Raw genomic sequence first — 25,582 nt, 5'->3', positions numbered from 1 at the left:
TATCAAATCCAAGCTAAATTCAAGTGAATAACACTAAGAAAATATTAACCCTAGTTTCTTTGGTCATTGGCGCCAAATTGTTTGCACAAGAGTTGCCCCCCATTAAAAATTACGCCCCTTCAGATTATTTGGCCGAAAATCAAAACTGGGATATCTCCCAGGCCGCAGATAAAGTAGTTTATGTGGCCAATAGCAAAGGACTTTTAGAATTTAACGGTGCTAAATGGACATTGTTCCCTTCGCCAAATGAAACCATAATTAGATCGGTAAAAGTTGTTGACAACAAAATATATACTGGTTGCTATATGGAATTTGGGTATTGGCAAAAAGATGATTTTGGAATGCTCCAGTACACCTCTTTGTCAACAGAAGCAAAAAAGGATTTTGAACAAGACGAGGAGTTCTGGAATATTTTGGATATGGATCAGTGGATAGTATTTCAATCACTTGATCGAATTTATATCTACGATTTAAAGGACAATTCTATCAACACTATTGATTCTGATTCTTCTTTACCCAAAATATTCAACCTAAATCAGAGTATTTATTATCAAAGGCTAAATAAAGGAATTTTTAAGATTGAAAACGGTAATGGTGTTTTAGTCTATGATGACAAACCGTTTAAACAAGACGAAGTAATCAACATTTTTCAACACCAAGGGGATTTGCTGGTTCTAACCCGTCACAATGGATTTTATAAAATTCAAGATCATTCCTCTAATAAATGGAATGTAGGCGCAGACACACTGTTATCCAAAGTAAGTATATATAGTGCTCTGGAATTGAAAGATGGAGGTTTTGTTTTGGGAACCATATCCCATGGTCTAATTTATTTGGATAGAAATGGAAATTTAATATCTCATATAGATCAGGTAAAAGGATTGCGAAACAATACTGTTTTATCTATATATGAAGATTTTGACAATAATATTTGGCTTGGACTTGATAACGGAATAAGTTATCTAAACCTAAAATCTGCATTTAAAGTATACCATGACAGCAAAGGGGTTGCTGGAAGCGTCTACGCTTCCGTTGTTCTAAATAACATCTTGTATTTGGGAACAAACCAGGGACTGTTCTATAAGGAATTAAATAGCAACTCAGATTTTAGGTTAATCAACAGTACTCAAGGCCAAGTATGGTCTTTAAATATAATTGGACAAACTTTATTCTGTGGCCATCATACCGGTACATTTATTATAAATGAGAATAAGGCTAAAAGAATTGCAGACATCCAGGGTACGTGGAATGTAAGTGATTTAAATGGGAGCCCCAACCTTCTTTTACAAGGAAATTATGATGGACTATATGTATTGGAAAAATCAAATAACGAATGGCATGTTAAAAACAAGATTGAAGGATTTAATCATTCATCACGCTATTTTGAAACTTTAGAAGAAGAGATTTTTGTAAATCATGAATACAAGGGCGTTTTTAGAATTGAAGTTGATAGTACTTTTTCCAGAGCAAAAAATGTATCCGTGGACACATTAATTAAAGGCGCAAATTCAGGGATAGTAAAGTACAAGGAAGATTTACTGTATTCCTATGAAAAGGGGATTTTAAAATATGACAAAAAAGATAAAACGTTTGTCCAAGACAGTATCCTGAGTAAAGCCTATTCAAAAGACGAATATCTTTCAGGTAAAATGACTGTGGATAACAAGAATGATTATTTATGGATATTCACCAATTCCAATATCAATTTTGTATCCCATGGAAACTTGTCCAGTACTCCAATTATCAACTCCATCCCATTAACTGAAAATGTAAGAAATGGCATTGTTGGATATGAAAGTGTTACAGCTCTAGAAGAAACAGGGAAGTATTTATTTGGAACTAGTTCTGGGTATGTGACCATAGATATAGATGATTTTAGTGAACAGGATTTTACGGTGAACATTGCAAGTATTAGAAAAGCTGGAAAAAATATCAACAAGGACAAAGAAAACTTGTTGAGCAAAAGCGAGAAGGGTAATTTTAAAAGCGACGATAACAATCTTGAAATATCATTCTATACCGCGGACTATAATAAATATTTAAAGCCAAGCTATCAATATCAGCTTTTAGATATATACACCAACTGGAGTGAGTGGTCACAAGAGTCTTTCGCAACTTTTGAAAACCTACCCCCTGGTGAATATACCTTTAATGTAAAATCAAAAATTGGAGATAGAATATCCAATAATATCGCTAGGTACTCTTTTAAAATTGCAAGGCCTTGGTATATCTCAAATTCATTATTGGGGCTTTACTTGTTTTTGGCAATTTTAGGTTCAATCTTAATACACAATTTGTACAAAAGACATTACCACAAGCGACAACAAAAGCTTATTGAAAAGAACAAACGGGACATGGAACTGGCCCAAGCTCAAAACGATAAGGAAATTATAAAGATCAAAAATGAACAGCTTAAAGAAGAATTCAGAAGTAAAAGCAACGAATTGGCCGCTTCAACTTTAAGTATCATCAAAAAGAATGAATTGTTATCCAAGGTCAAAGAACAGCTCGTATCTAATATAGAAGACAAAAATTCCGTTAAGCCAATCATTACTATTATTGATAAAAGCCTAAATCAAAATGATGATTGGGAATTATTTAAAGAAGCTTTTAACAATGCTGACAGAAAATTTTTGAAGAAGTTAAAGAAATCGCATCCCAATCTATCTCCTAACGATATTAGGTTATGCGCTTATCTCCGTTTAAACTTATCCTCAAAAGAAATAGCTCCTTTATTGAACATTTCACCAAGAAGTGTGGAGATAAAAAGGTACAGACTCCGCAAAAAAATGGACTTAACCCATGATGACAACTTGGTAAACTACATCCTTAAACTGTAAATTACTCTACAACTTTCCAATAGTACCTCAACAATACCTATACAAACTGGAATTTAACCAAAATTGGAAACTTCCGCTTTGCTTCTGAGGCCCTTTAAAATAAGAGGTTTTATCAATTTCGTAAAAAATTGCCATTTTTTTTGTCATGTATGTTTTTTGTTGAGGTAATTTTTAAGGCCTTCCTATTTTTTTAAGATAAGTTTAACCGTTCGCAAAAAACAGAAAGTTCCCCAACTCTTCAAAATTTTTGTTTCACTGAAACAGCATATATCATTTTCTTTTTAGCGAACATCAAACTAAAACTAAACATTACTATGAAAAACAATTTACTGAGATTACTGCTCCTATTGTTTACAACTGGTATCTACGCCCAAGCCGATAAGGTTTCTGTTGTAAGCAATGATGAGGGAATGAAATTGGTGGTCAATGGAAAGGATTTTATGATGAATGGGATGAATTGGGATTACATTCCAATTGGCACCAACACAGTTAACGCTGCATTCTGGAAAAAACCAGATGACATTATCAAAGCGGGACTGGACACAGAAATGTCCCTGTTAAAGAACATGGGTGTCAACGTTATTCGTCAATATACAGGTGTCCCTGCAAAATGGATACAGTATATCTACGAAAACTATGGCATCTATACAATGCTCAACCATTCTTTTGGACGCTATGGCCTTACATTGAATGGCGTTTGGACCCCTGTAACTATTTATGACGACCCTACTACTTCAGAGTTTTTAATGACTGAAATGGAAGAGTTGGTAAATGGTTATAAGGACACTCCTGGACTTCTTCTTTACCTATTAGGTAATGAAAACAACTATGGGTTATTCTGGGCAGGAGCGGAAACAGAAGATTTTCCAGACGATGAAGGACGAATAAATTTTATAGGTGAAAGTCGAGGAAGACCTATGTATCGATTGATGAATGAAGCTGCAAAAAAAATGAAGGCTATGGATTCTTCGCACCCAGTCGCCATTTGTAATGGTGACGTGCTGTTCATTGATATCGTTGCAGAAGAATGTAAAGATGTGGATATCTATGGAACCAACACCTATCGGGGAGCTTCTTTCGGAGATATGTTCAAAGTCGTAAAAGAAAAACTCAACAAACCCGTAATGTTTACAGAGTTTGGAGCTGATGCTTTCAATGCTATAGAAAACAAAGAAGATCAATATTCGCAGGCATACTATATGGTAGAAAACTGGAAAGAGATCTATCAAAATGCGGCGGGTCTAGGAAAAGCCGACAATTCAATTGGTGGTTTCACTTTCCAATTTAGTGATGGTTGGTGGAAATTCGGTTTTGATGATAGAAAAAATGCCGATGTACATGACAACAATGCTTCTTGGTCCAATGGTGGATATGCGAGAGACCTCGCCGCCCCAGGAGCAAATAACATGAACGAGGAATGGTTTGGAATTTGTGCCAAAGGTGCTACCAACCCTAGAGGTCTATACGACCTTTATCCACGCGCAGCGTATTACGCATTAAAGGATGCGCATCAATTAAATCCATATGAAGAAGGTGTAAATCTGGATTTTGTAAACAATCATTTTAAGAACATACAGTTAATGGATGCTGTGCTTAAGGCACGGGGTGACAAAGCAGCATTAAATGGAGAGCAAAGTAATCTGCTTCGCATCAGCAACCTTCAAGCAAAGTTCTCAACCTTCAGTACAGGAGGTAGTTTAATTACGACACCGGATACTCCTGACCCGGACGACCCAAACACCTTTCCAAATCAGTTAGGGTTCGATCACATGCAGTCGTATTTTATTGGAGTAGAAGGAAACCCTGCACCTAACATGAGGGCAGAGGTAAATATGAATGTTGTTGGTAATGTGGCGCGAAACCCAATCAATGAGATTTTTTATGAGAATAACTCCCGTCCTATTGATGTGAGTACTGACCAAGGGGACGTAATTGTTTCGGATGTAAATAGAATTCGGGTATATCAAGCAGAGTTTGAATGGAATGCTAAAGAATTTGATTTAAAAGGTTTCTATAGAACAGGTCATTATCATTGGGGTTATGAAGGTGACTTTTTCGGATTGTATCCAGAAGCCAACTATGGCCCTAACCTAGATATTTACAATGGTGAAATATTAGGAATGGAAATTGACGGTAAGGGCCCTTTAAAAGGACTAAAGGCCGCTATTGGTCCTCAATTATGGTGGGGCGCAAATCCTACCATGCTTTTCAAGTACAAAAAACATATTGGGAAGTTTGATGTTACCGGTATTTACCATAGAGACTTTGAAACCAATCTGGTTTTTGATGAAAATGGACGTCGGGTCTTGGATGCAAATCAAGTACGAAGTGGTGTAATCCCATTTTGGCCGACCGAAAGGGCCACATTGGCTATTGAAAGGGAGTTCGGCAAATTTGGAATTATGATGGGAGGAATTTGGGCAGGAAGCCCATTGAACGGCACTTCATTTCAAGATGTTAGAGGTACTCCTGGAAACTATGTCGTTTTTGAAGATCGAATTCAGGCAAACGATAACTGGGGTGGTAAAGTTAAGGTCACCTATGAAGGTGGAAAATTCAATTGGTACGGTCAAGCGGCAGCTATGGGTTTAATTGCCAATGGTGGCGCCGATCAAACCATGACCTTTACCGGTTGGAAATTAAGGGATACAGGGAGTGGTAACGTAACCAGTGTATTCTCTGGATTTACCATCGCAGCAGGAAATTTTCAGATTGCTCCTAATTTCATGTGGCAAAAACCATTGGTGGATGCCATGCCTCAAGATGTACAAGCCCCAGGACGCCTAAGGAACAATCTTGATGATCCCTTTTCCGTTCGAGGTAACAGAGAGACAACTGCCGGTGAGATTCTCTTAACTTTCGACCCTACCCCAGGTACTTGGATGTACGAGTGGGATAACGACAGATCAGAGGATGCCAAATTCGCAATGAATCTTGGTTTTGTATACCGCCACCTTCCTACAACAGTTGATTCATATATCGGTTTCAACGCCGACAGGTCCTTCTTTGCTTTCCCAAATTCGGTTCCCGCTGAAGATTTATGGGAAGTCCATTCTAGAATGGTATCCAAACTTGGTTCGGATTTCGGTCTAATTGGAAATTTCTACTATGGCAACGGGCAAGCTAATGGAGACAGTGAACGATTGATAAAGCGTTTTGGTGGAGATGTAAGAATGATTTATAACAACTGGAAAGTACAGTATACCCAAAAAATTAACGATTGGGGACCTTTTGATTACCATCGAGATTTTAACTTAACATACCCAGTACAATTGATGCTGGATATCTCTACTACCCTTGGCAAACCAGACTGGTTTATTTTGCCAAGTACACAAATAGGAATCCGTGGTACATGGAGGTCATTAAATGAGTTTTCACCACGTTATTTACCAAACGCGGTACCGCCCAACACTTTTTCACAAGAACCTATTATAAGTCCAGTTGGATTTGGTAATGGTAACGAGTGGGAGATTATGACTTACGTACATATCAATATCGGGAAATAAAAAGATTGAAAAATGAAAAATAAAAAATATACTAACATACATTTTATACTTCTTCTGACTTTGGGCATTGCTCTTTTCAGCAGTTGTGAAAGAGAATTTTCAGATGATGTGGAATTTGCCACATTTTCTGCTAATGGGGATATTTTTACAGATGCTCCTGTAGGACTTACGGATGAATTCTTTGATTCTTTTGATCCAAATGAAGGTGCTAATCCCGAAGGCTTTGGTACTGATGATAACGTGGCTTTTGATGGGTCATCTTCCATACGAATTGATGTGCCGGCTCCAGATGACCCCGATGGAGGATTTATTGGAGGTATTTTCCTGGATCGTGGCCTCGGTAGAGATTTAACAGGTTTTGATGCCTTGACCTTCTATGTTAAAGGTTCTACTACCGCTACCATAGGGGAAGTAGGCTTTGGAACTGATTTTGGTCAAAACAAATTTGCGGTAACCGCCCAGAACATACGCTTATCCACCGATTGGCGAAAAGTTATCATTCCTATTCCAGATCCATCAAAATTGGTACAGGAAAGGGGAATGTTTTTTTTCTCGGCGGGGACACAAACTACCAATGGTTTTGGGTTTACTTTTTGGATTGATGAGTTGCGGTTTGAAAAATTGGGCACTTTGGCTCAACCAAGTCCTGCTATTTTAAACGGGATGGATGTTGTACAACAAGCCTTTACTGGTTCTAATCTTATAGTAAACGGTCTTACACAAACTTTTAACTTGGATACTGGTGTCAACCAAACCGTTATAGCAGCACCATCTTATTTCAATTTTAGCTCTTCAGATATTGAAGTTGCCAGAGTGAGTGAATTAGGTGAAGTATCTGTTGTAGGTGAGGGAACTGCAGAAATAACAGCTTTATTGGGAGGAGTATTGGCAGACGGATCTCTGGAAGTTACTTCTGCCGGTAGTTTAGCTTTTGCTCCGCCCCCAGCACGGCCAGCAGCCAACGTAAAATCAATTTTCAGCGAAGCATATACACCGGATACCAATAGCAATTTTGCTCCTGGATTTGGAGGGTCTACCACAGAAACATCCATTACCAACAATAATGACGACTTTGTGTTGGCCTATACCAATAATAATTTTACTGGTATTGTATTCGAAAATACAGTAGATGCCTCAGGACTAACATTTTTGCATGTAGATGTTTATGTGCAGAGCGCCGGAGTTGAGGTCGGGATTCAAATTAGGGATATTGGGGGCAACCAGGAGTTAGAGACCAATACCGACAATGGTTTACCACAGGGTGATGATGTGGATTTTAGGTTTGACCTGACAGGATTCACCGTTGGTCAATGGACATCGTTCGAGGTACCCTTGGGGGGTGACCTTGCTACCCAGAAAAACAACTTGGGTGCACTTATACTTACAGGAGGACCAAACTTCCTATTTGACAACATTTACTTCTACACGGAATAATTGGCTCTTGAAAATCGAAAAAAATGATTATGAAATATATGCAAATTAAAACAATACAATCGGTAGCGCTAACATGCCTTGGGGTAATTGTAATGAGCGTCTCCGGTTGTGAAACAGATGAAACACAGACAGTGGCTACATTTACAAATTTAGTTTTAGACGAGAATTTTGACAACGATGGTGCACCCAACGACCAAGTTTGGGGCTTCGATATTGGTAATGGTATAGATGGATGGGGCAACCAAGAATTACAATACTACACAGACCGTCCAGAAAATATAACCATACAAAATGGGGTACTGTTGATTACTGCACAACAAGAATCTTTTCAAGGTTCTGAATATACATCCGCAAGGTTATTGACAAAAGATAAATTTGAGCAACAGTATGGTCGTTTTGAAGCGCGTATCCGTTTACCTTTTGGACAAGGTATCTGGCCTGCTTTTTGGATGCTTGGTGCTGACATAGACGAAAATCCATGGCCAGGAGCCGGGGAAATCGATATCATGGAGTATAGAGGGCAAAACCCTACCGTATTAATAGGTAGTGTACATGGGCCAGGATACTCCGGCGGAGAAGCCATATCCAAAGAATATACTTTACAGAACGATCGCTTTGATACCGGCTTCCACATTTTTGGTGTTGAATGGGGCCCTGAATATGTAAACTTTTATGTAGATGATGTATTGTACAATCAGATTACGCCAGAGGATGTAACAGGACCTTGGGTTTTTAACAAACCATTCTACATTCTAATGAACCTTGCAGTCGGAGGCACTTTTGTAGGCTCACCAAATGCTGAAACCGAATTTCCTCAAACCATGATAGTGGACTACATAAGGGTATATAAAAATAACGCTGATTAAACTAACTAAAACGAAAAAGACAATGAAACTATTACTCAAAAATATCAAGATAATTTCAATATTAATCTTGGCCATATCCTTTTTAGGATGTGAAGAAGATGACGCTTTACTACCGGAAGTTATTTCGAGTTTCTCTTTTACTCTTAATGAAGATACCGGTACGGTAACATTTCTTAATATCTCAGAAAAAGCTAGAACCTATCTATGGGACTTTGGAGATGGCACTTCATCTACTGAGATAAATCCTATAAAAACCTATACTTCCGGTACATATACTGTAACGCTTACAGCATCTAATGTTGCTGGCGCTTCAAGTACTTTTGAAGATGAACTGACTATTTCAATACCTGATCCACCTACGCCGCTCACATTGCCCATTGATTTTGATGGCACCGATGTGGATTATGATATCATTGTAGGTGACAACATTGGATTTACAGTAGAGACTAACCCCGAAAATGGCAATGGAAACGACACCAATGTTGGACAAATGGTAACCGGTGGTGGTCAATTCCAAAATGTGCAATTCCCTTTAGGACCAGCAGTGGACTTTAGTGGTGCTAACAAGACTATTCAATTGGAGTTATTCGCATCCACAGAAATTGCTGTTTTGATCAAGTTTGAGGATGGTGCAGATGGAGCGCGTGATGCAGAGGTCGGGGCTACCCATACCGGTTCAGGGTGGGAAACTTTAAGTTTTGACTTTGCCACTGATGCAGTAGCCAGCTTTATTGAAGGTGATTCCCAAAACGGCCAACCTATTGTTCCAGATGGTCAATACGGTAAATTGATATTGTTCATTGGCTTCAATACAAACCCAGGAGTTGAGGGTACTTTCTTTGTAGATAACATTGAACAGATAGGAGCCGGTATCGGCAATGGAACCTGCACAGCGGAAACGGAAGAATCTATTTCCGCAACAGACCTGAACATCACCTGGCAGACCAATACACCCGCCGTGACAGAGGATAATGTAACTTTTGCTTGGGTGGACAATCCTGACTTTGACGGTCCGGTGAACACCTCATGCAAAGTTGGACAGGTAACAAGGGCCAACAACTCTCCATTTGACAACCTTCAAATCGATTTGGCCGATAAATTCGACTTCAATGCAGTTGAGGGACTACGAATGAAAGTATGGTCCCCTGTTCCCAACACCCCAATTTTATTGAAATTGGAAGAGATCGGGAATTCTGGCAACTTTGTTGAAGTAACAGCTACAACCAGTGTAACGAGTGATTGGGAAGAACTTACTTTCGATTTTCCTTCCACACCTACGCCACAGTTCGATAAGATGGTGATCTTCTTCAACTTCAACGTGGCCGATGGCAGTACCTACTATTTTGATGATCTGATGGTCTATGGCACCCCAGGTGGTGGCGGAACCTGTACCCCCGAAACCGAAGAATCCATAGCTGCTGCAGATTTGAACATTACCTGGCAGACCAACACACCGGCCGTGATAGAGGACAATGCTTCTTTCACATGGATTGATAACCCAGACTTTGACGGTCCGGTGAACACCTCGTGTAAAGTAGGTCAAGTGGTAAGGGCAAACAATTCCCCGTTCGACAACATTCAAATCGACCTTGCCGCTAAGTTGGACTTTAACGCGGTCGAGGGATTAAAGATGAAGGTTTGGTCACCAGTTCCGAATACCCCAATATTGCTAAAATTGGAAGAGATCGGGAATTCTGGCAACTTTGTTGAAGTAACAGCTACAACCAGTGTAACGAGTGATTGGGAAGAACTTACTTTCGATTTTCCTTCCACACCTACGCCACAGTTCGATAAGATGGTGATCTTCTTCAACTTCAACGTGGCCGATGGCAGTACCTACTATTTTGATGATCTGATGGTCTATGGTACACCTAGCGGGGGTGCTTGTGTTCCCGAAACCGGAGAATCCACAGCTGCTGCAGATTTGAACATTACCTGGCAGACCAACACACCTGCCGTGATAGAGGACAATGCTTCTTTCACATGGATTGATAACCCAGACTTTGACGGTCCGGTGAACACCTCGTGTAAAGTAGGTCAAGTGGTAAGGGCAAACAATTCCCCATTCGATAATATCCAAATCGATCTGGCCGCCAAGTTGGACTTTAACGCGGTCGAAGGTTTAAGAATGAAGGTTTGGTCCCCTGTTCCGAATACCCCAGTATTGCTGAAATTGGAAGAGATCGGCAATTCCGGCAACTTTGCGGAGGTTCTGGCGACCACGAGTGTCACCAACGATTGGGAAGAACTGACCTTTGATTTTGATGCGACACCGACGCCACAGTTCGATAAGATGGTGATTTTCTTCAACTTCAACGTGGCCGATGGCAGTACGTACTATTTCGATGATCTTATGGTCTATGGTACGCCTGTTAGTGGTCCTACACCATTGTCTTCGCTCCCAGCAGATTTTGAAGGTGGAGAAGAGTTTGGAGGTGTTTTTGAGCCAGCAAGTGTCAACGGTTCTATTACTTCTAATACCGTTTCAGGGGGAATCAATACTTCAGCTAACGTTTACACATTTAACAAGCCTTCAGGAACAGAGTTTTATGGAGGCATGGAAAACGTTTTTGCTACGCCATTGGATTTGACCACAACAAGAACATTTAAGGTGAAGGTGTATTCTACAAAACCAAATGTAGTATTTCGGTTTGAGCTACAAACAAGACCTGATGGTCCTAATTTTAGTATAGACCAATCCGTAACCAATGCAAATGAATGGGTAGAATTAACTTTTGATTTTAATGCTGTTACATCAGGTGACCCAGGCTTTAATCCAAATATTTATAACGCTATTGTTATAATTCCTGATTTTGACCCTGGAAATGACCCAACAAGTACTACAGAAACTTATTATATAGACGATGTAATTCTTGAATAAAAAAGCATTCCAACTATGAATAGAGAAAAAAGGCTAGCATCAAGCAATTTTTTTTGCTAGCCTTTTTTAATAAAGTTGGATTCCATAGAGAATAAAACACTGATTTAACCACAAAGGTTACCGTCAAGTCAAAGAAGCAGTTTAAGATGAGTTTAAAATCTTTAGCCATTAATATCAAACTACTGATAATTGGTATCTGCTGCTTATCATCTTGTAAAGAACAGCAGATGGACAAAGAGAATAGCGCTGATATCATTATAGAACAAAAAATAGATTCCTTATTGGCATTAATGACCATGGAAGAAAAAATTGGTCAGATGACACAGGTTAGGCATTTTGATGATCTTTCTGACGAGAGTGATATTGCCAATAAATTTATTGGTTCAGTTATTCACACTCAAGGACCTTTACCTGGTAATGGCGCTGCCGAATGGCAAGCCAAATTCACAAAGTTACAGGAGCTAGCACTGTCCACTAGATTGGGAATTCCATTATTATTTGGTGTCGATGCAATACATGGTCAAAACACTTATGAAGGAGCCACAATTTTTCCACATAACATTGGTCTAGGGGCTACCAGAAACGCAGAGCTTGTAGAGCAAGCCGCCAGAATAACAGCAATAGAAGCACAAGCAACAGGTTTTACCTGGGTTTTCTCACCTTGTATAGCTATACCATACAATGAGAAATGGGGCAGAGTTTATGAAGCTTTCTCTGAAAGCACCAAGTTAACCGAAGTATTGACAAGAGCTTCTGTTAAAGGGCTTCAAGGGAATCTTTTAGACAAGCATACGGTAATGGCAACGGCTAAGCACTTTATTGGTGATGGTGCCACGGATTCTGGGGTTGAAGGTGGCGAAGCTTCTTTAAACTCTCAGCAAGTGCAAGAACGATTGTTACCTCCTTACATTGTTGCTGTTGATGAAGGAGTTGGTTCCGTAATGGCGTCATTCAATTCTATGTCTGGCAAACCAATGCATGCCCATAAAAAACTAATTACGGACATGCTTAAAGGTGCCATGAAGTTTGATGGCATCATGGTGTCTGATTGGAAAGGGTATTCACGGTTTGGCGAGAATGATGTTATCAATGCTGGTGTAGATGTGATAATGGCCGTGGAAGGCGACTTGGATATGTATCTTGAAGGATTAAAAAGTGGTATTGAAAGTGGTTATGTATCGCAAAATCGAATTGATGATGCTGTGCGTCGTGTCTTGCGACAAAAATATAGGCTAGGTCTTTTCGAAAACCCTTTTCCCGATTCAACATTAATAGAAAAAATAGGAATTCAAGAACATAGGGATGTTGCAAGACAAGCTGTTAGAGAGTCGTTGGTCTTGCTAAAAAACAACAAAAACACGCTTCCGCTAGATAAGAACTTGAATAAGATTGTTGTAGTTGGTGAACACGCCAATAATTCTGGTTTACAATCTGGAGGTTGGACCATAAACTGGCAAGGTTCCACAGAAAACTATGCAGGCGCCACGACCATTCTACAAGGAATAAAAAAAATGGCGAAGGGCAATGTTGTTTATGATGCTGATGCTACAGGAAATCATGATGATGCGGATATTGCGATCATTGTTGTTGGTGAAACCCCTTATGCTGAATCTTTTGGGGATATTGGTGGTGAGATAGATGCGTATGAAATAACATTGACCGAAGCTCACCAGAATTATGTCAGCAACTACACAAATAAAGGTGTACCTACAGTGGTATTACTCATTTCCGGTCGTCCATTGGTTACCACCAAACAAATTGAACAATCAGATGCATTCATTGCAGCTTGGCTTATAGGATCTGAAGGAGGAGGAGTTGCCGAGGTGTTATTTGGAGATTACAGCTTCAAAGGAAAATTACCGCATTCTTGGCCAAAGTCAGAAGAGGATTATAAAGGAAAATATGGTCCAAATTTTTGGGATGATTCCATTACACCTCTGTTTTCATATGGATTTGGTTTACGATAATGATATTTCAAAAAAAAGAACAAATGAAGCATCTAGATTCATAGAGAACAATTAGAAAAAAAGCAAACAACAATGCTATGAAATCAATAGTAAAAATAATAGCTGCGGCAATGGTTTTAACAGTAAGCCATTCCTGTAAAGAGAGATCATCCAAAACAGAAGAAAATCAACCCCAAACAATAAAAGAAGTGACAGCTAAAGATATTCTAGGAAATCCTGATTACTTGGCCATATCATATGGAGGTTATAGAGAAGCAACACGCGACGTTCAACCTACAATTAATGAGCTTAAAGATGATTTGAAGATACTATCCGCAATGGGCATTAAAGTCTTAAGAACGTATAACGTTCAGCTTCAACAGGCCTCCAATTTATTAAAAGCCATTGGTGAATTGAAGATTGAGGATTCAAACTTTGAAATGTATGTAATGTTGGGCGCATGGATAGACTGCAAAAATGCCTGGACAGGGGAAGCGCCAGATCATGATGTAGAAAGCGAACAAAACGAAGGTGAAATTGCCAGAGCTGTAGCATTGGCAAATCAATATCCAGATATTGTAAAAATCATAGCTGTAGGCAATGAAGCTATGGTAAAATGGGCGACCAGTTATTATGTACAGCCCAGTGTTATCTTAAAATGGGTAAATCATCTTCAAGGGTTAAAGAAAATTGGAGAACTACCAAAAGATTTATGGATTACCAGTTCCGATGATTTTGCCTCTTGGGGAGGTGGAGATGAAAGCTATCATACTGAAGATCTTGAAAACTTGATTAGGGCGGTAGACTATATCTCAATGCATACCTACGCCTATCACAACTCACACTACAATCCAGAGTTTTGGGGTATACCTGAAGAAGAAGAACAGCTTTCAGATATTGAAAAAATTGATGCTGCCATGCTTCGCGCAAAAGAATTTGCCATGTCTCAGTATAAAGCAGTATCAGATTATGCAAAAAGTGTTGGTGTAGACAAACCCATTCACATTGGCGAGACGGGTTGGGCAACGGTCTCCAACGGTCATTATGGACCAACTGGCTCAAAAGCAACAGATGAATACAAAGAAGCAGCATATTACAACCATATGCGCAATTGGACCAATACAGAAGGTATATCCTGTTTTTATTTTGAAGCTTTTAATGAGCAATGGAAAGATGCTCAAAACGTACATGGTTCTGAAAATCACTTTGGCTTGATCACCATAGATGGACAAGCAAAATACGCCTTGTGGGATTTGGTTGACAAAGGGACTTTTAGTGGATTAACCAGAAATGGTAATCCCATCACCAAAACATACAAAGGAGATAAAGATGCTTTGATGAAAGATGTTTTGGTTCCTCCCACCAAAAAAGAACAAGCTATTATGCATTAAGATGAGAACGTTTAACAAATTAAATATCACATTGACCTTGACCGTAATACTCAGTGCTTGTACCGTAGAGAATAAATTAGAAGTTGAAGTTTATGAAACTTCAGCAGATGGAAATAAGTTAAGTCCCATAACCGAAATAGCTCGAGAAGGAATTGCTTCTCAAATAAAGCTGCTGCCAGAGCAAAAATTTCAGAGCATTACAGGGTTTGGTGGTTCATTTACCGAAGCTTCTGCTTATTTGTTGAATCAATTGAGCAAAGAAAATCGCAAAAAAATCATCGATGCTTACTTTGGAAACGATGGAGCCCAATACTCTCTGACAAGGACTCACATGAACTCTTGCGACTTCTCAGTAAGTAATTACTCTTATGCCCCCGTTGAAAGAGATAAAGAATTAAAGCACTTCTCTATTGATGAAGATCGAGATGATATTATTCCATTTATTAAAGAGGCCATGGATGCGTCCAAAGATGGCTTTAAAATATTGGCTTCTCCCTGGTCTGCGCCACCATGGATGAAGGACAACAACGACTGGCGCGGTGGTAAATTATTACCGGAATACTATGACACTTGGGCTTTATTCTTTTCCAAATACATAGATGCCTATAAGCTTGAAGATATTGATATTTGGGGCTTTACGGTAGAAAACGAACCACTGGGCAACAATAATAATTGGGAGAGCATGCATTACAGCCCCCAAGAAATGACAGATTTTGTAAAATATCATTTAGGTCCTAAGTTAGAAACCGATGGACATGATGTAAAAATATTGGGTTATGATCAAAATCGGGGTGAAGAGTTAGAAGAATGGGTGAAGGTTATGTTCCAGGATGAAGCCTCTTCCAAGTACTTTGATGGAACCGCAATACATTGGTATGCAAGCACCTATGATTGGTTTCCCGAGTCCTTACAATTTGCGCATAATGCTGCTCCCACAAAACACCTAATACAATCGGAAGCATGTGTTGATGCAGAAGTTCCTAAATGGAAAGATGATCAATGGTATTGGTCTAAAGAAGCAACGGACTGGGGATGGGATTGGGCTCCAGAACATGAAAAATACCTTCATCCAAAATACGCCCCTGTCTACAGATACGCCCGTGACATTATTGGTTGTCTTAATAATTGGGTAGATGGTTGGATAGATTGGAACATGGTGCTAGACACACAAGGAGGTCCTAACTGGTTCAAAAACTGGTGCGTAGCTCCCGTAATTGTAGATCCAGAAAAGGACGAAATATACTTTACGCCAATCTACTACACCCTAGCCCATTTTAGTAAATATATACGACCGGGCGCGATGCGCATAGGATTTGAAAATTCTGATGATTCTTTAATGGTTACAGCAGCACAAAATCCAGATGGGTCAATTGCTGTAATCCTATTAAACCAAGGGCTAGAATCAAAGCAAATACAACTATCACTGGGTGAAAGCTCTAGCACAATTCAAATAAGTGCTCAGGCCATACAAACCGTGGTGGTAAAAAAACCGAATAAAACTAACTAAAACACGATCATTATGTCAATTGTAAAAACAGCCAAAAAAGATAGAGTCCCTTTTGGACAAAAAGCAGCATTCGGTGCAGGTCATTTGGTTTTGAACTTATACCCTGGAGCATTAGGCTTCTTTATGTTCTTCCTACTAACTGCTTTTGGAATGGATCCATTTTTAGCTGGACTTCTAGGAGGATTGCCACGCTTTTTTGATGCAATCACCGATCCGATCATGGGTTTTATTTCTGATAACACAAGTTCAAAATGGGGTCGAAGGAGACCATATATTTTGGTTGGAGGTATTTTAAGCGCCATTACTTTTGTGCTGCTTTGGCAACTTGATGAAAACAATTCTTCGGACTATAATTTTTGGTACTTTCTAATTATGTCCATGGTTTTTCTTATTGGAAATACCATGTTTGCCACACCATTGGTTGGTTTAGGCTATGAAATGACTTCTGATTATAATGAACGTACACGCTTAATGGCATTTTCACAAACAGTTGGTCTATTGGCTTGGGTAATTGTGCCTTGGTTTTGGGTCATTATTGCCGACCCCGATATTTTTAGCAATCAAGCAGAGGGTGTAAGAACTATGGCAATTTATGTTGGTGTAGCTTGTTTGCTCCTAGGTCTTTTGCCAGCATTTTTTTGCAGAGGTATCGACGCTTCTCATATGGGAAACAGGAAAAAATTAACCTTTACTTCAATATTTAGCAATTTGAAAGATTTATTCATCAGTATAAAAGAAGCTGTAAAGAATAAACCTTTTATGAAATTGTGTGGTGCTACTTTTTTAGTCTTCAATGGTTACCAAATCGTGGCGTCTTTTAGTTTTTTTATTTTCGTTTTTTATATTTTTAATGGAAGTTATGAAGCCACTTCGACTTGGCCTGCTTGGTTTAGTTCTGTAGGAGCGTTGGTTTCAGCATTTTTAGTGATTCCAATTGTTTCAAAAATGGCTGAAAAATGGGGTAAAAAGAATGCTTTTCTCATTTCAACGGCCCTTTCAATAGTTGGATATGCCATGAAGTGGTGGGCTTTTACTCCTGATAATATTTGGCTTTCTTTTGTTCCAATACCTTTAATGTCATTTGGTTTAGGAAGTTTATTCACCCTAATGATGAGCATGACCGCCGATGTTTGTGATTTAGATGAATTGGTTAATGGAATGCCAAGGAAGGAAGGTACATTTGGCGCACTTTATTGGTGGGTTGTAAAACTTGGACAAGGATTGGCTCTAGTTTTAGGGGGCCTAGTATTAAAAGTAATAGGATTTGACGGTAACGCAGCCACTCAGTCGGTCGATACTCTAACAAAGCTAAGAATCGCCGATATAGTTATACCCGTAGTAACAGCAGCTTTGGCTATTTGGATTATGTGGAAATACGGCCTGTCTGAAGAAAGAGCAAAAGATATTAAAGCTCAATTAGAAGAAAGAAGAGGTGTGCTATAACAATGTTGCATTGTTAAGTGAATTTTTATAACTAAAAAAACAATAAAATGTCAACCAAAATAGTAATACTAATAATAGGAGTTTTATGTATCTTAATTGCACTGATTGCAAGCAAAAGGGGCAGTTCTAAACTAGGAATACCTCTGGGGGTCCTTGGTGTTTTAATGATGATTTACGGTAGTTATTCATCAGATTTAGTCAATTACAATAGTCAAATTGAGCAAGTCTCCATAGGAAAAAAGTTAAAGATTGACGGACCCGTTAATGCTGTAAAAGTTGTTTCTCCAATAGATAAAGATTCTGTGGATTGCAGGATTTTAACCATGGGAGTTTATCCCGAAGCTCATAAAAAAGATATTTGGGTAATGGTTAGACCCACTGATGATAGATATTATCCACAATCCGATCATACCAATACTTCTTATAAAAGAGAAGGCGAATGGCAGGTTGTTACTCGTTTTGGTGGAGATAAGGGAGAGGCTTATGATTTAATTATTTATGAGGCAGACCCCGCAGCTTCTTCATTTTTTAGTTCCACTATTGAAAGATGGAAAGAAGCCGATGATTATCCGGGTTTAAAGCTAGAAGAAATACCAGCTGGAGCCAAAGAAGTGGAGCGCCTTAAGATTTACACAAGGAAAAACTGCAGAGGAGTTTTTTAGTGCATACCACTAACGATGAATCCATTGAGAAATTAAACCTGAATTAGTAAAACGTAGTGGGGAACTTTAACCTAAATTTGAATAAACCTAATTATACAATATAACAGAACATTATGTCGTCATCTAGAAAAGAAAAGTTTTTGGCGTTGGCCGCACTTGAATATGCTGGTAAAACTACCAAAGAATTAGAAACCCTATGCAAACGTGTTTTAGAAGGTGGCATGCATGGACTATGTTTTAGTCCTTATATAGAAGGGCAAAAACCGGGGGATCAGATTACGGAAGACCAAATTCGAAGACGAATGGAAATCATAAAACCGTATACCAAATGGATTCGTTCTTTTTCATGTACGGAAGGTAATGAAGCTATTCCACGTATTGCCAGGGAATTTGGAATTAAGACTATGGTAGGTGCTTGGTTAGGTGATGATCCAAAAATAAATAAACAAGAAATTGAAAACCTTATTGAATTGGCCAAAGATGGATATGTAGATATTGCGGCAGTTGGTAATGAAGTAATGCTACGGGGAGATTTATCGGAAGATGAACTATTGGATTTTATGCATCAAGTAAAGCAAGCTGCCCCTAATGTTCCTGTTGGTTATGTTGACGCTTATTATGAATTTACTGAACGTGAAAGAATAACCGAAGCTTGTGATATTATTCTAGCCAATTGTTATCCGTTTTGGGAAGGTTGCGATATGGATTATTCTTTATTGTACATGAAAGACATGTATCAAAGGGTGTTGAAAGTAGCCAATGGCAAAAAGATAATTGTTTCTGAAACCGGATGGCCCAGTCAAGGAACAAGTCTAGAAGGTGCTTTCCCTTCTCATGAAAACGCATTAAAATATTTCATGAACACTCAAAAATGGTCTGAAGAAGATGATATTGAAGTATTCTACTTCTCGTCTTTTGATGAATCTTGGAAAGTTGGCGCTGAAGGTGATGTTGGCGCTTATTGGGGACTTTGGGACAAAGATGAAGCGCTAAAGTTTTAAACTTAGCTGTATTTTTGGTTCCTAAATATGTTAAACAATCTCGGCACTTAGACCAGCCTGAAGTAATTTAGAGCACCTAGGCTTTAAATCATCATATTCTCCCGTCTTTACGATGCACTTACCGTTATGATGCACAATTAAAGAGCATTGCTCCGCCTGTTCCGGAGTATGATCACAAACGTCTATTAGTGTTTCAATAACATGGTCAAAAGTATTGACTTCGTCATTAAAAAGCACAATCTCACTCTGCTTTACGGTTTCTTCTTCTAAAAGAAGTTCTTCTGATACTTTTTCTTTGATTCCCATAACTTCGGAATTAATCAATTCTAATTTACATATTTTGTGGAAATCCAATTATTCTTTTCTAGTTTTTTTTCAAATTCTAAACCATATGCACCACATTTTGAGGAAATTGTATCCAAATCCTCCAGATAAAAGCCACTTAAGAAAAGTATACCACCAGTATTTAAGCAATTGGCATAAATTGGAATATCCTCAAGTAAAATATTTCTGTTGATGTTAGCAAGTATGATATCATACTTTTTATCAGCTAACAAACTGCTATCACCCTGATAAACATTAATATCATTACAGTCATTTCGTTGAACGTTTTCTTTGGAATTTAAAAAGCACCATTCATCTATATCAATTGCATCCACAGACCTGGCTCCTTTCATTTTAGCAAGAATGGCCAAAACCCCGGTACCACAACCCATATCCAAAACTGATTTCCCTACAAAATCTGTATCTAAAATATGTTGTAACATCATATGGGTTGTCTCATGATGCCCTGTTCCAAAACTCATTTTAGGTTCTATGACAATATCATATGTTACGTTGTCCGGATCATGAAAGGGAGCCCTTACCATGCATTCATCCCCAACTTTAATGGGATGAAAGTTTTTTTCCCACTCCGCATTCCAGTTTTGTTGCACAATCTCTTTACTGGACCATGTAATTTTAAAATCACCGTTTTGCAAAATGAACAAATCGTTTAAAATTCCTTCCTCCCAATCCGATTTTAGCACATACGCCAATAGCCCTGAATCATTCTCCACAAAACTCTCAAATCCAGCTTCGCCCAACTCAGCAATTAAAATATCAGTTGCAGGTTGGGCAGGGGTTATTTTAAAATTGTATTCGAGGTATACCAAACTAACAATTAAGGATTAAATCGCCTTTATAATGGCAACAAAATCATCTGCTTTTAACGACGCTCCTCCTATAAGACCGCCATCCACATCTGGCTTTGAGAATATCTCTTCAGCATTTGCAGGTTTTACGCTACCACCATATAAAATGGATACTCCATCTGCAACGGAAGCATTAAATGCTTCTGAAATTGTTTTTCTTATAAAAGCATGCATTTCTTGGGCTTGTTCCGGGCTTGCTGTCTCTCCAGTACCAATTGCCCAAACCGGTTCATAAGCCAAAACAATCTTGCTCCATGCTTCATTATCTAAATTAAAAAGAGCGTTTTTTAGCTGGCTTTCCACAACAGAAAAATGATTTCCTGATTTCCTATCTTCCAATTCTTCACCAAAACAGAAAATAACCTTCATTCCTTTCTCCAATGCAGTTTTTGTCTTTTTGGCCAACAGATCATCTGTTTCACCGAAAAGTGATCGGCGTTCTGAATGTCCAATGATAACCGTATCCACTTCGATATTCAATAGCATATCTGCGGAAATTTCACCGGTATAGGCACCATTTTCAGCAAAATGCATGTTCTGGGCTGCTACCTGTATTGTTGATGATTGCAGGTTTCTTTGCGCAGCAACCAAGTTCACAAAAGTTGGGGCTACAATTACATCGGCATGAGTATCAGGTAATTTTGCCGATAGTTCTGATAACAAAACTTCAGTTTCGTCTAGGTTTTTATTCATTTTCCAATTTCCTGCAACTATTTTGGTTCTCATGTTATCGCTTTTTCTTTAGTGTTATGTTTAGAAGTTTAGTTGATCTAAATCGTTATAATGTACTTTTTGTATGATTGTCCCTTTGCGTAAAACAAGTATTGCCGGATTGGAACGCACAATGGTCTTAAGCGTGGTCTCATCCGTAAAATAAAAGTCAAAATCCAAGTTATAATTCTGCTTGACTTTATTCGCTCTTTCATTGCTGGATGCCGACATACCCACAACCTTATATCCTTTTGCTCTTGCTTTTGCGGTAACTACAGCAACTTCAGAGAAAAAATTATTATTGCTTTTGGCCAAATCATAGGCAATGACCATTACCAAATTATCCTCTGCCAAAATCTCTGAAGCTAAATCCTGTCCGTCCTGTTCAATAGTAAAATCATGGATTGGAGGTTCGTATCCTTTTTGAATTTCCGTAGTTTCAACATCAATAAACTCACCATTTACAGAGGGGTATTCTCCGTTTGTAACCACAATCTTGTCATCGCCATTTACTTTAAATCGCCATGCATATTCATAAACCGCTTTGGGAGCATTATCTGGAACACTCATACCTTCCTGAATATTTGCCCCAATTTTATAAGGCCTAAAATCTACTGATGGAAGGTGATTCAGTACTTGGTTGGCAAACAAAATGCAAGCAACCAATGATGCTCCTCCAATAATCCAATTGACTTTGGAACTAAATATGGATTTGATATGTTTTCTTCCAAAAAATAGAATTAGTATGAAAACCAGTAAAATAATGTCTTTTGTAAAAGATTCCCATGGAGTTAGTTTTACCGCATCTCCAAAACAACCGCAATCCGTTACTTTATTGAAGTAGGCCGAATAGAACGTTAAAAAGGTAAAGAACACTATCATGGACAATAAGCTCCAAACCGTAAATTTTGGTTTGAAACCAATAAGTAAGAGTATTCCCAGAAGCACTTCAACAATGACTACGAAAATGGAAATCGACAATGCCAAAGGCATTAGAAAAGGCAAATTCAAAACCCCTTGACTAAAATATTCTTCAAGCTTAAAAGAAAAACCAACAGGGTCATTCAATTTTATGAGTCCACTAATTATAAACAAGACTCCAACAATAATTCTAGAAATCCATACCAAGTACTTCATTATTTCTCGCTTAAATGAATTAACGCAAACACCGCATAATTAATAATATCCTGGTAATTGGCATCTATACCTTCGCTAACCAAAGTAGCTCCGGCATTATCCTCTATTTGTTTTACCCTAAGTAACTTTTGTAAAATTAAATCTGTTAACGAACTTACACGTATGTCTCGCCATGCCTCCCCATAGTCATGATTTTTGTTTTCCATCAAACTTTTGGTAGTAGAAACTTCTTTATCATAAAGACGAATAGCTTCTTCAGCATCCAAATCAGGTTGCTCTGCAATACCTTTTTCAAGTTGAATCAATGCCATTATGGAATAATTTATTATTCCAATAAATTCGGACTGCTCCCCTTCATCTACCTTTCGTACTGCATTTTCCTGTAAACTTCGGATGCGCTGGGCCTTAATAAAAATCTGATCTGTCAGCGAGGGAAGTCTCAAAATGCGCCAAGCGGTACCGTAATCTTGCGTCTTTTTTAAAAATAGTTCCCTGCAGGTATTGATCACTGCATCATATTGTTGGGAGGTTTGCTGCATGTATTTTTGCTAATTTGCGTAAATTTCGTCCAAATAAATAGCACTCTAAAGCACTTCGTCAAAGATAATCAAACACAATAAAGCAGGAATTTTTTATGACCATAAACTGCAAAGGAGCACTCATAGACTTAAGCACACCAAAAGTAATGGGCATTCTTAACCTTACGCCTGATTCCTTTTATGATGGTGGAAAGTACAAAGACGAACATTCCATTCTTAAACAAGTCGAAAGAATGCTCTCAGATGGAGCAACGTTTATAGATATGGGCGCCTATAGCTCCAGGCCAGGTGCAGAACATGTGCCTGAAGATGATGAATTAAAAAGAATGCTCCCCATTTTGGAGTTGATACTTAACAACTTTCCAGAAACCATAATCTCCATAGACACTTTTAGAAGTAAGGTAGCTTTGGAAAGCATACAGCAGGGTGCCGCAATTATAAATGATATTTCGGCAGGGAATTTAGATGGGGATATGCTAAATGTAATAGCAGAATGTCAAGTTCCGTATATAATGATGCACCTAAAAGGGACTCCGCAATCCATGCAAAAGGAAGCTACCTATGATGATATGCTCAAAGATTTGCTGATCTATTTTTCAAAAAAAGTAAAAGATACTACTTCCAAAAAAATCAATGATGTTATAATCGACCCAGGATTCGGGTTTGCAAAAACAACAGCACAAAATTATAAGCTCCTTGGCAACTTAGACCTGTTTAAAACTTTTGAGGTGCCAATTTTAGTGGGTTTAAGCAGGAAATCCATGATTTACAAGATTCTAAAATCTTCCCCAAAAGAAGCTTTGAACGGCACCTCTGCCTTACATACTGTCGCCTTATTGAAAGGAGCGAACATTTTACGCGCACATGATGTTAAAGAAGCTATGGAATGTATTAAACTTGTACAGGAATTAAATGTGAATGCCAAGTAATTTTTGGTTCTTCTATTTTTGCTAATTTTACAAAAACACCGCGGTTGGATTTTCTTAATTTTCTTGAATTTAAAATCACAGATGTCATAGACATTATATTGGTTGCCGCCCTACTCTACTACATCTACAAATTAGTAAAAGGTACCGTTGCCATAAATATTTTTATAGGTATAGTGATTGTTTGGGCTCTGTGGAAGCTTACCGAACTATTGCAGATGAAAATGATCAGTAGTATGGTTGGTGGGTTCATGAACATTGGACTTATTGCCTTGATCATTGTTTTTCAGCAAGAAATAAGGAAGTTCCTGTTGATGATCGGTTCCACTAATTTTGCATCCAAACGGAATTTTATCCGGCACTTTAAATTCCTAAAGCAGGAGGCCATGCCCACAGATACTAATGTAGATGCCGTTATTGGAGCTTGCGAAAAAATGGGAAGTTCAAAGACCGGCGCTATTATTGTTATTGAACGCACCAATTCTTTGGACTTTGTAAGATCTTCTGGAGATACCATGAATATTGAAATAACCCAGCCCATTCTAGAGAGTATTTTCTATAAGAACAGTCCTTTGCATGATGGTGCAGCAATAATTCAGGATAATTTTATTACAGCTACCAGGGTAATCTTGCCTGTTTCCAACGACCGTGATATTCCCCTGCGTTTTGGATTAAGGCACCGTGCTGCGGTTGGAATTACTGAAAAAACCGATTCTATCTGTTTGGTGGTAAGTGAAGAGACCGGTCTGATTTCTTACATAAAAAATGGCGAGTTCGTTCCTTATAAAGGTCTAGAAGAACTTACTGATCTTATCAAAAAAGATTTGGAATAGATGGATTGCAAAAATTGCGACAATTCCTTAAGGACGGATTTTAGCTATTGTCCAAATTGTGGAGCAAAAATCATCAAAAATCGATTGTCCTTCAAAAACGTTTGGCAGGATCTAAGCTATCAAGTGTTCAACTTGGACAACACCTTTTTTAAAACGTTTAGACATTTGTTCTCTAAGCCAGAAGTTGTTGTTGAAAGGTACATATCAGGAACACGAAAAAAATACATGAATCCCATAAGTTATTTCGCTATTGCAATAACGCTTTCGGGAATCCTATTTTTTGTACTTAGAAAAGTATACGATGTGGAACTGGCACCCAACAATTTATCAGAAGCCGAGATACCAAATATGGATTTTGTGTTTGACTATCAAGGGTTACTTTCCTATATCATAATGCCCATTTATGCATTAATGACCTGGCTCCTATTCTTAGATAAAAAAAAGCTCAACTACACTGAACATTTGGTTGCCAACGCCTATATTACGGGGCAAACCTCTTTTGTACAGATACTGATTTGTTTACCCTTATTCGGTTTTTTTGATGTTAGATATGATATTTTCAATTGGATATTCCTTCTGGTAATACTTATATATCAATTTTTTGTACTCAGTCGAATACACCAAATAGGTTTTTTAAGCACTTTAGCAAGAGGTTTTATTTACTTGATTTTCTTCGCCTTAGTAATGTTGGCTTTAGGAGTTGTGATTATCTTATTAACTACAATGACGGGGCAGTTAACATTGGAAAAACTTGCTCCAAAATAGC

The 25,582-nt window shown here is 38.4% G+C and carries 19 protein-coding genes; 14 read left to right on the top strand and 5 right to left on the bottom strand.

From position 1 onward, the window contains the following. The first annotated feature begins 23 nt into the window (after positions 1–23). From LV704_RS13610 to LV704_RS13560, 11 genes are all read left to right on the top strand, one after another. Positions 24–2,840, top strand: a complete 2,817-nt coding sequence (locus tag LV704_RS13610) for a triple tyrosine motif-containing protein (protein WP_163423213.1) — start codon at positions 24–26, stop codon at positions 2,838–2,840. A gap of 314 nt (positions 2,841–3,154) precedes the next feature. After that, complete coding sequence (locus tag LV704_RS13605; protein WP_163423214.1) at positions 3,155–6,346, top strand: glycoside hydrolase family 2 TIM barrel-domain containing protein; 3,192 nt, start codon at positions 3,155–3,157, stop codon at positions 6,344–6,346. Positions 6,347–6,358: 12 nt separating this feature from the next. Then, the gene (locus LV704_RS13600; RefSeq protein WP_163423215.1) at positions 6,359–7,780 is read left to right on the top strand and encodes a glycosyl hydrolase family 16; all 1,422 of its coding nucleotides are present in this window, start codon (positions 6,359–6,361) and stop codon (positions 7,778–7,780) included. A gap of 29 nt (positions 7,781–7,809) precedes the next feature. Next, entirely contained in the window at positions 7,810–8,646 is an 837-nt protein-coding gene (locus LV704_RS13595) for a family 16 glycosylhydrolase (RefSeq protein ID WP_233782042.1), read from the top strand. 22 nt (positions 8,647–8,668) lie between these two features. Further along, the gene (locus tag LV704_RS19980) at positions 8,669–11,527 is read left to right on the top strand and encodes a PKD domain-containing protein (RefSeq protein ID WP_163423217.1); all 2,859 of its coding nucleotides are present in this window, start codon (positions 8,669–8,671) and stop codon (positions 11,525–11,527) included. A gap of 146 nt (positions 11,528–11,673) precedes the next feature. Beyond that, a complete protein-coding gene (locus LV704_RS13585) occupies positions 11,674–13,494 on the top strand; it encodes a glycoside hydrolase family 3 N-terminal domain-containing protein (protein ID WP_205597894.1) in 1,821 nt (606 codons plus the stop codon). A 77-nt stretch (positions 13,495–13,571) separates the two neighbouring features. Beyond that, positions 13,572–14,864, top strand: a complete 1,293-nt coding sequence (locus tag LV704_RS13580; RefSeq protein WP_163423219.1) for a glycosyl hydrolase family 17 protein — start codon at positions 13,572–13,574, stop codon at positions 14,862–14,864. A 1-nt stretch (position 14,865) separates the two neighbouring features. Further along, the gene (locus LV704_RS13575; RefSeq protein ID WP_163423220.1) at positions 14,866–16,371 is read left to right on the top strand and encodes a glycoside hydrolase family 30 beta sandwich domain-containing protein; all 1,506 of its coding nucleotides are present in this window, start codon (positions 14,866–14,868) and stop codon (positions 16,369–16,371) included. 12 nt (positions 16,372–16,383) lie between these two features. Then, entirely contained in the window at positions 16,384–17,814 is a 1,431-nt protein-coding gene (locus tag LV704_RS13570) for an MFS transporter (RefSeq protein ID WP_163423221.1), read from the top strand. Positions 17,815–17,861: 47 nt separating this feature from the next. Further along, positions 17,862–18,476: a hypothetical protein gene (locus LV704_RS13565; RefSeq protein WP_163423222.1), complete on the top strand. Its 615-nt coding sequence runs from the start codon at positions 17,862–17,864 to the stop codon at positions 18,474–18,476. Between the two features lie 113 nt (positions 18,477–18,589). After that, complete coding sequence (locus tag LV704_RS13560) at positions 18,590–19,477, top strand: glycosyl hydrolase family 17 protein (RefSeq protein ID WP_163423223.1); 888 nt, start codon at positions 18,590–18,592, stop codon at positions 19,475–19,477. Positions 19,478–19,507: 30 nt separating this feature from the next. Here the strand turns inward: LV704_RS13560 and LV704_RS13555 are convergent, their stop codons facing one another. The 5 genes from LV704_RS13555 to LV704_RS13535 are packed head-to-tail and all read right to left on the bottom strand — an operon-like array spanning position 19,508 to position 23,057. Further along, entirely contained in the window at positions 19,508–19,783 is a 276-nt protein-coding gene (locus LV704_RS13555) for an ATP-dependent Clp protease adaptor ClpS (RefSeq protein ID WP_163423224.1), read from the bottom strand. Positions 19,784–19,803: 20 nt separating this feature from the next. After that, complete coding sequence (gene prmA, locus LV704_RS13550) at positions 19,804–20,640, bottom strand: 50S ribosomal protein L11 methyltransferase (RefSeq protein ID WP_163423319.1); 837 nt, start codon at positions 20,638–20,640, stop codon at positions 19,804–19,806. A gap of 6 nt (positions 20,641–20,646) precedes the next feature. After that, a complete protein-coding gene (gene tpiA, locus LV704_RS13545; protein ID WP_163423225.1) occupies positions 20,647–21,396 on the bottom strand; it encodes a triose-phosphate isomerase in 750 nt (249 codons plus the stop codon). A 27-nt stretch (positions 21,397–21,423) separates the two neighbouring features. Further along, positions 21,424–22,518, bottom strand: coding sequence for a BT_3928 family protein (locus LV704_RS13540; RefSeq protein ID WP_163423226.1), 1,095 nt, complete (start codon positions 22,516–22,518; stop codon positions 21,424–21,426). Beyond that, a complete protein-coding gene (locus LV704_RS13535) occupies positions 22,518–23,057 on the bottom strand; it encodes a DUF1599 domain-containing protein (protein WP_163423227.1) in 540 nt (179 codons plus the stop codon). The genes LV704_RS13540 and LV704_RS13535 overlap by 1 nt, the downstream gene beginning before the upstream one ends. A 95-nt stretch (positions 23,058–23,152) precedes the next feature. On the opposite strand from LV704_RS13535, the gene folP reads away from it, so the two are divergent. From folP to LV704_RS13520, 3 genes are read left to right on the top strand one after another with little or no spacing between them, the layout of a single operon-like run. Continuing rightward, entirely contained in the window at positions 23,153–23,986 is an 834-nt protein-coding gene (gene folP, locus LV704_RS13530; protein WP_163423228.1) for a dihydropteroate synthase, read from the top strand. A gap of 44 nt (positions 23,987–24,030) precedes the next feature. Continuing rightward, complete coding sequence (gene cdaA, locus LV704_RS13525) at positions 24,031–24,816, top strand: diadenylate cyclase CdaA (RefSeq protein ID WP_163423229.1); 786 nt, start codon at positions 24,031–24,033, stop codon at positions 24,814–24,816. Then, the gene (locus LV704_RS13520; protein ID WP_163423230.1) at positions 24,817–25,581 is read left to right on the top strand and encodes a DUF3667 domain-containing protein; all 765 of its coding nucleotides are present in this window, start codon (positions 24,817–24,819) and stop codon (positions 25,579–25,581) included. Position 25,582 lies beyond the last annotated feature (1 nt).

It is taken from the genome of Flagellimonas sp. CMM7, assembly GCF_021390195.1.
In the GTDB taxonomy this organism is placed as follows: Bacteria; Bacteroidota; Bacteroidia; order Flavobacteriales; family Flavobacteriaceae; genus Flagellimonas.
The sequence above is the reverse complement of the archived record's forward strand: the minus strand, read 5'-3'. Positions and strand labels throughout refer to the sequence as shown.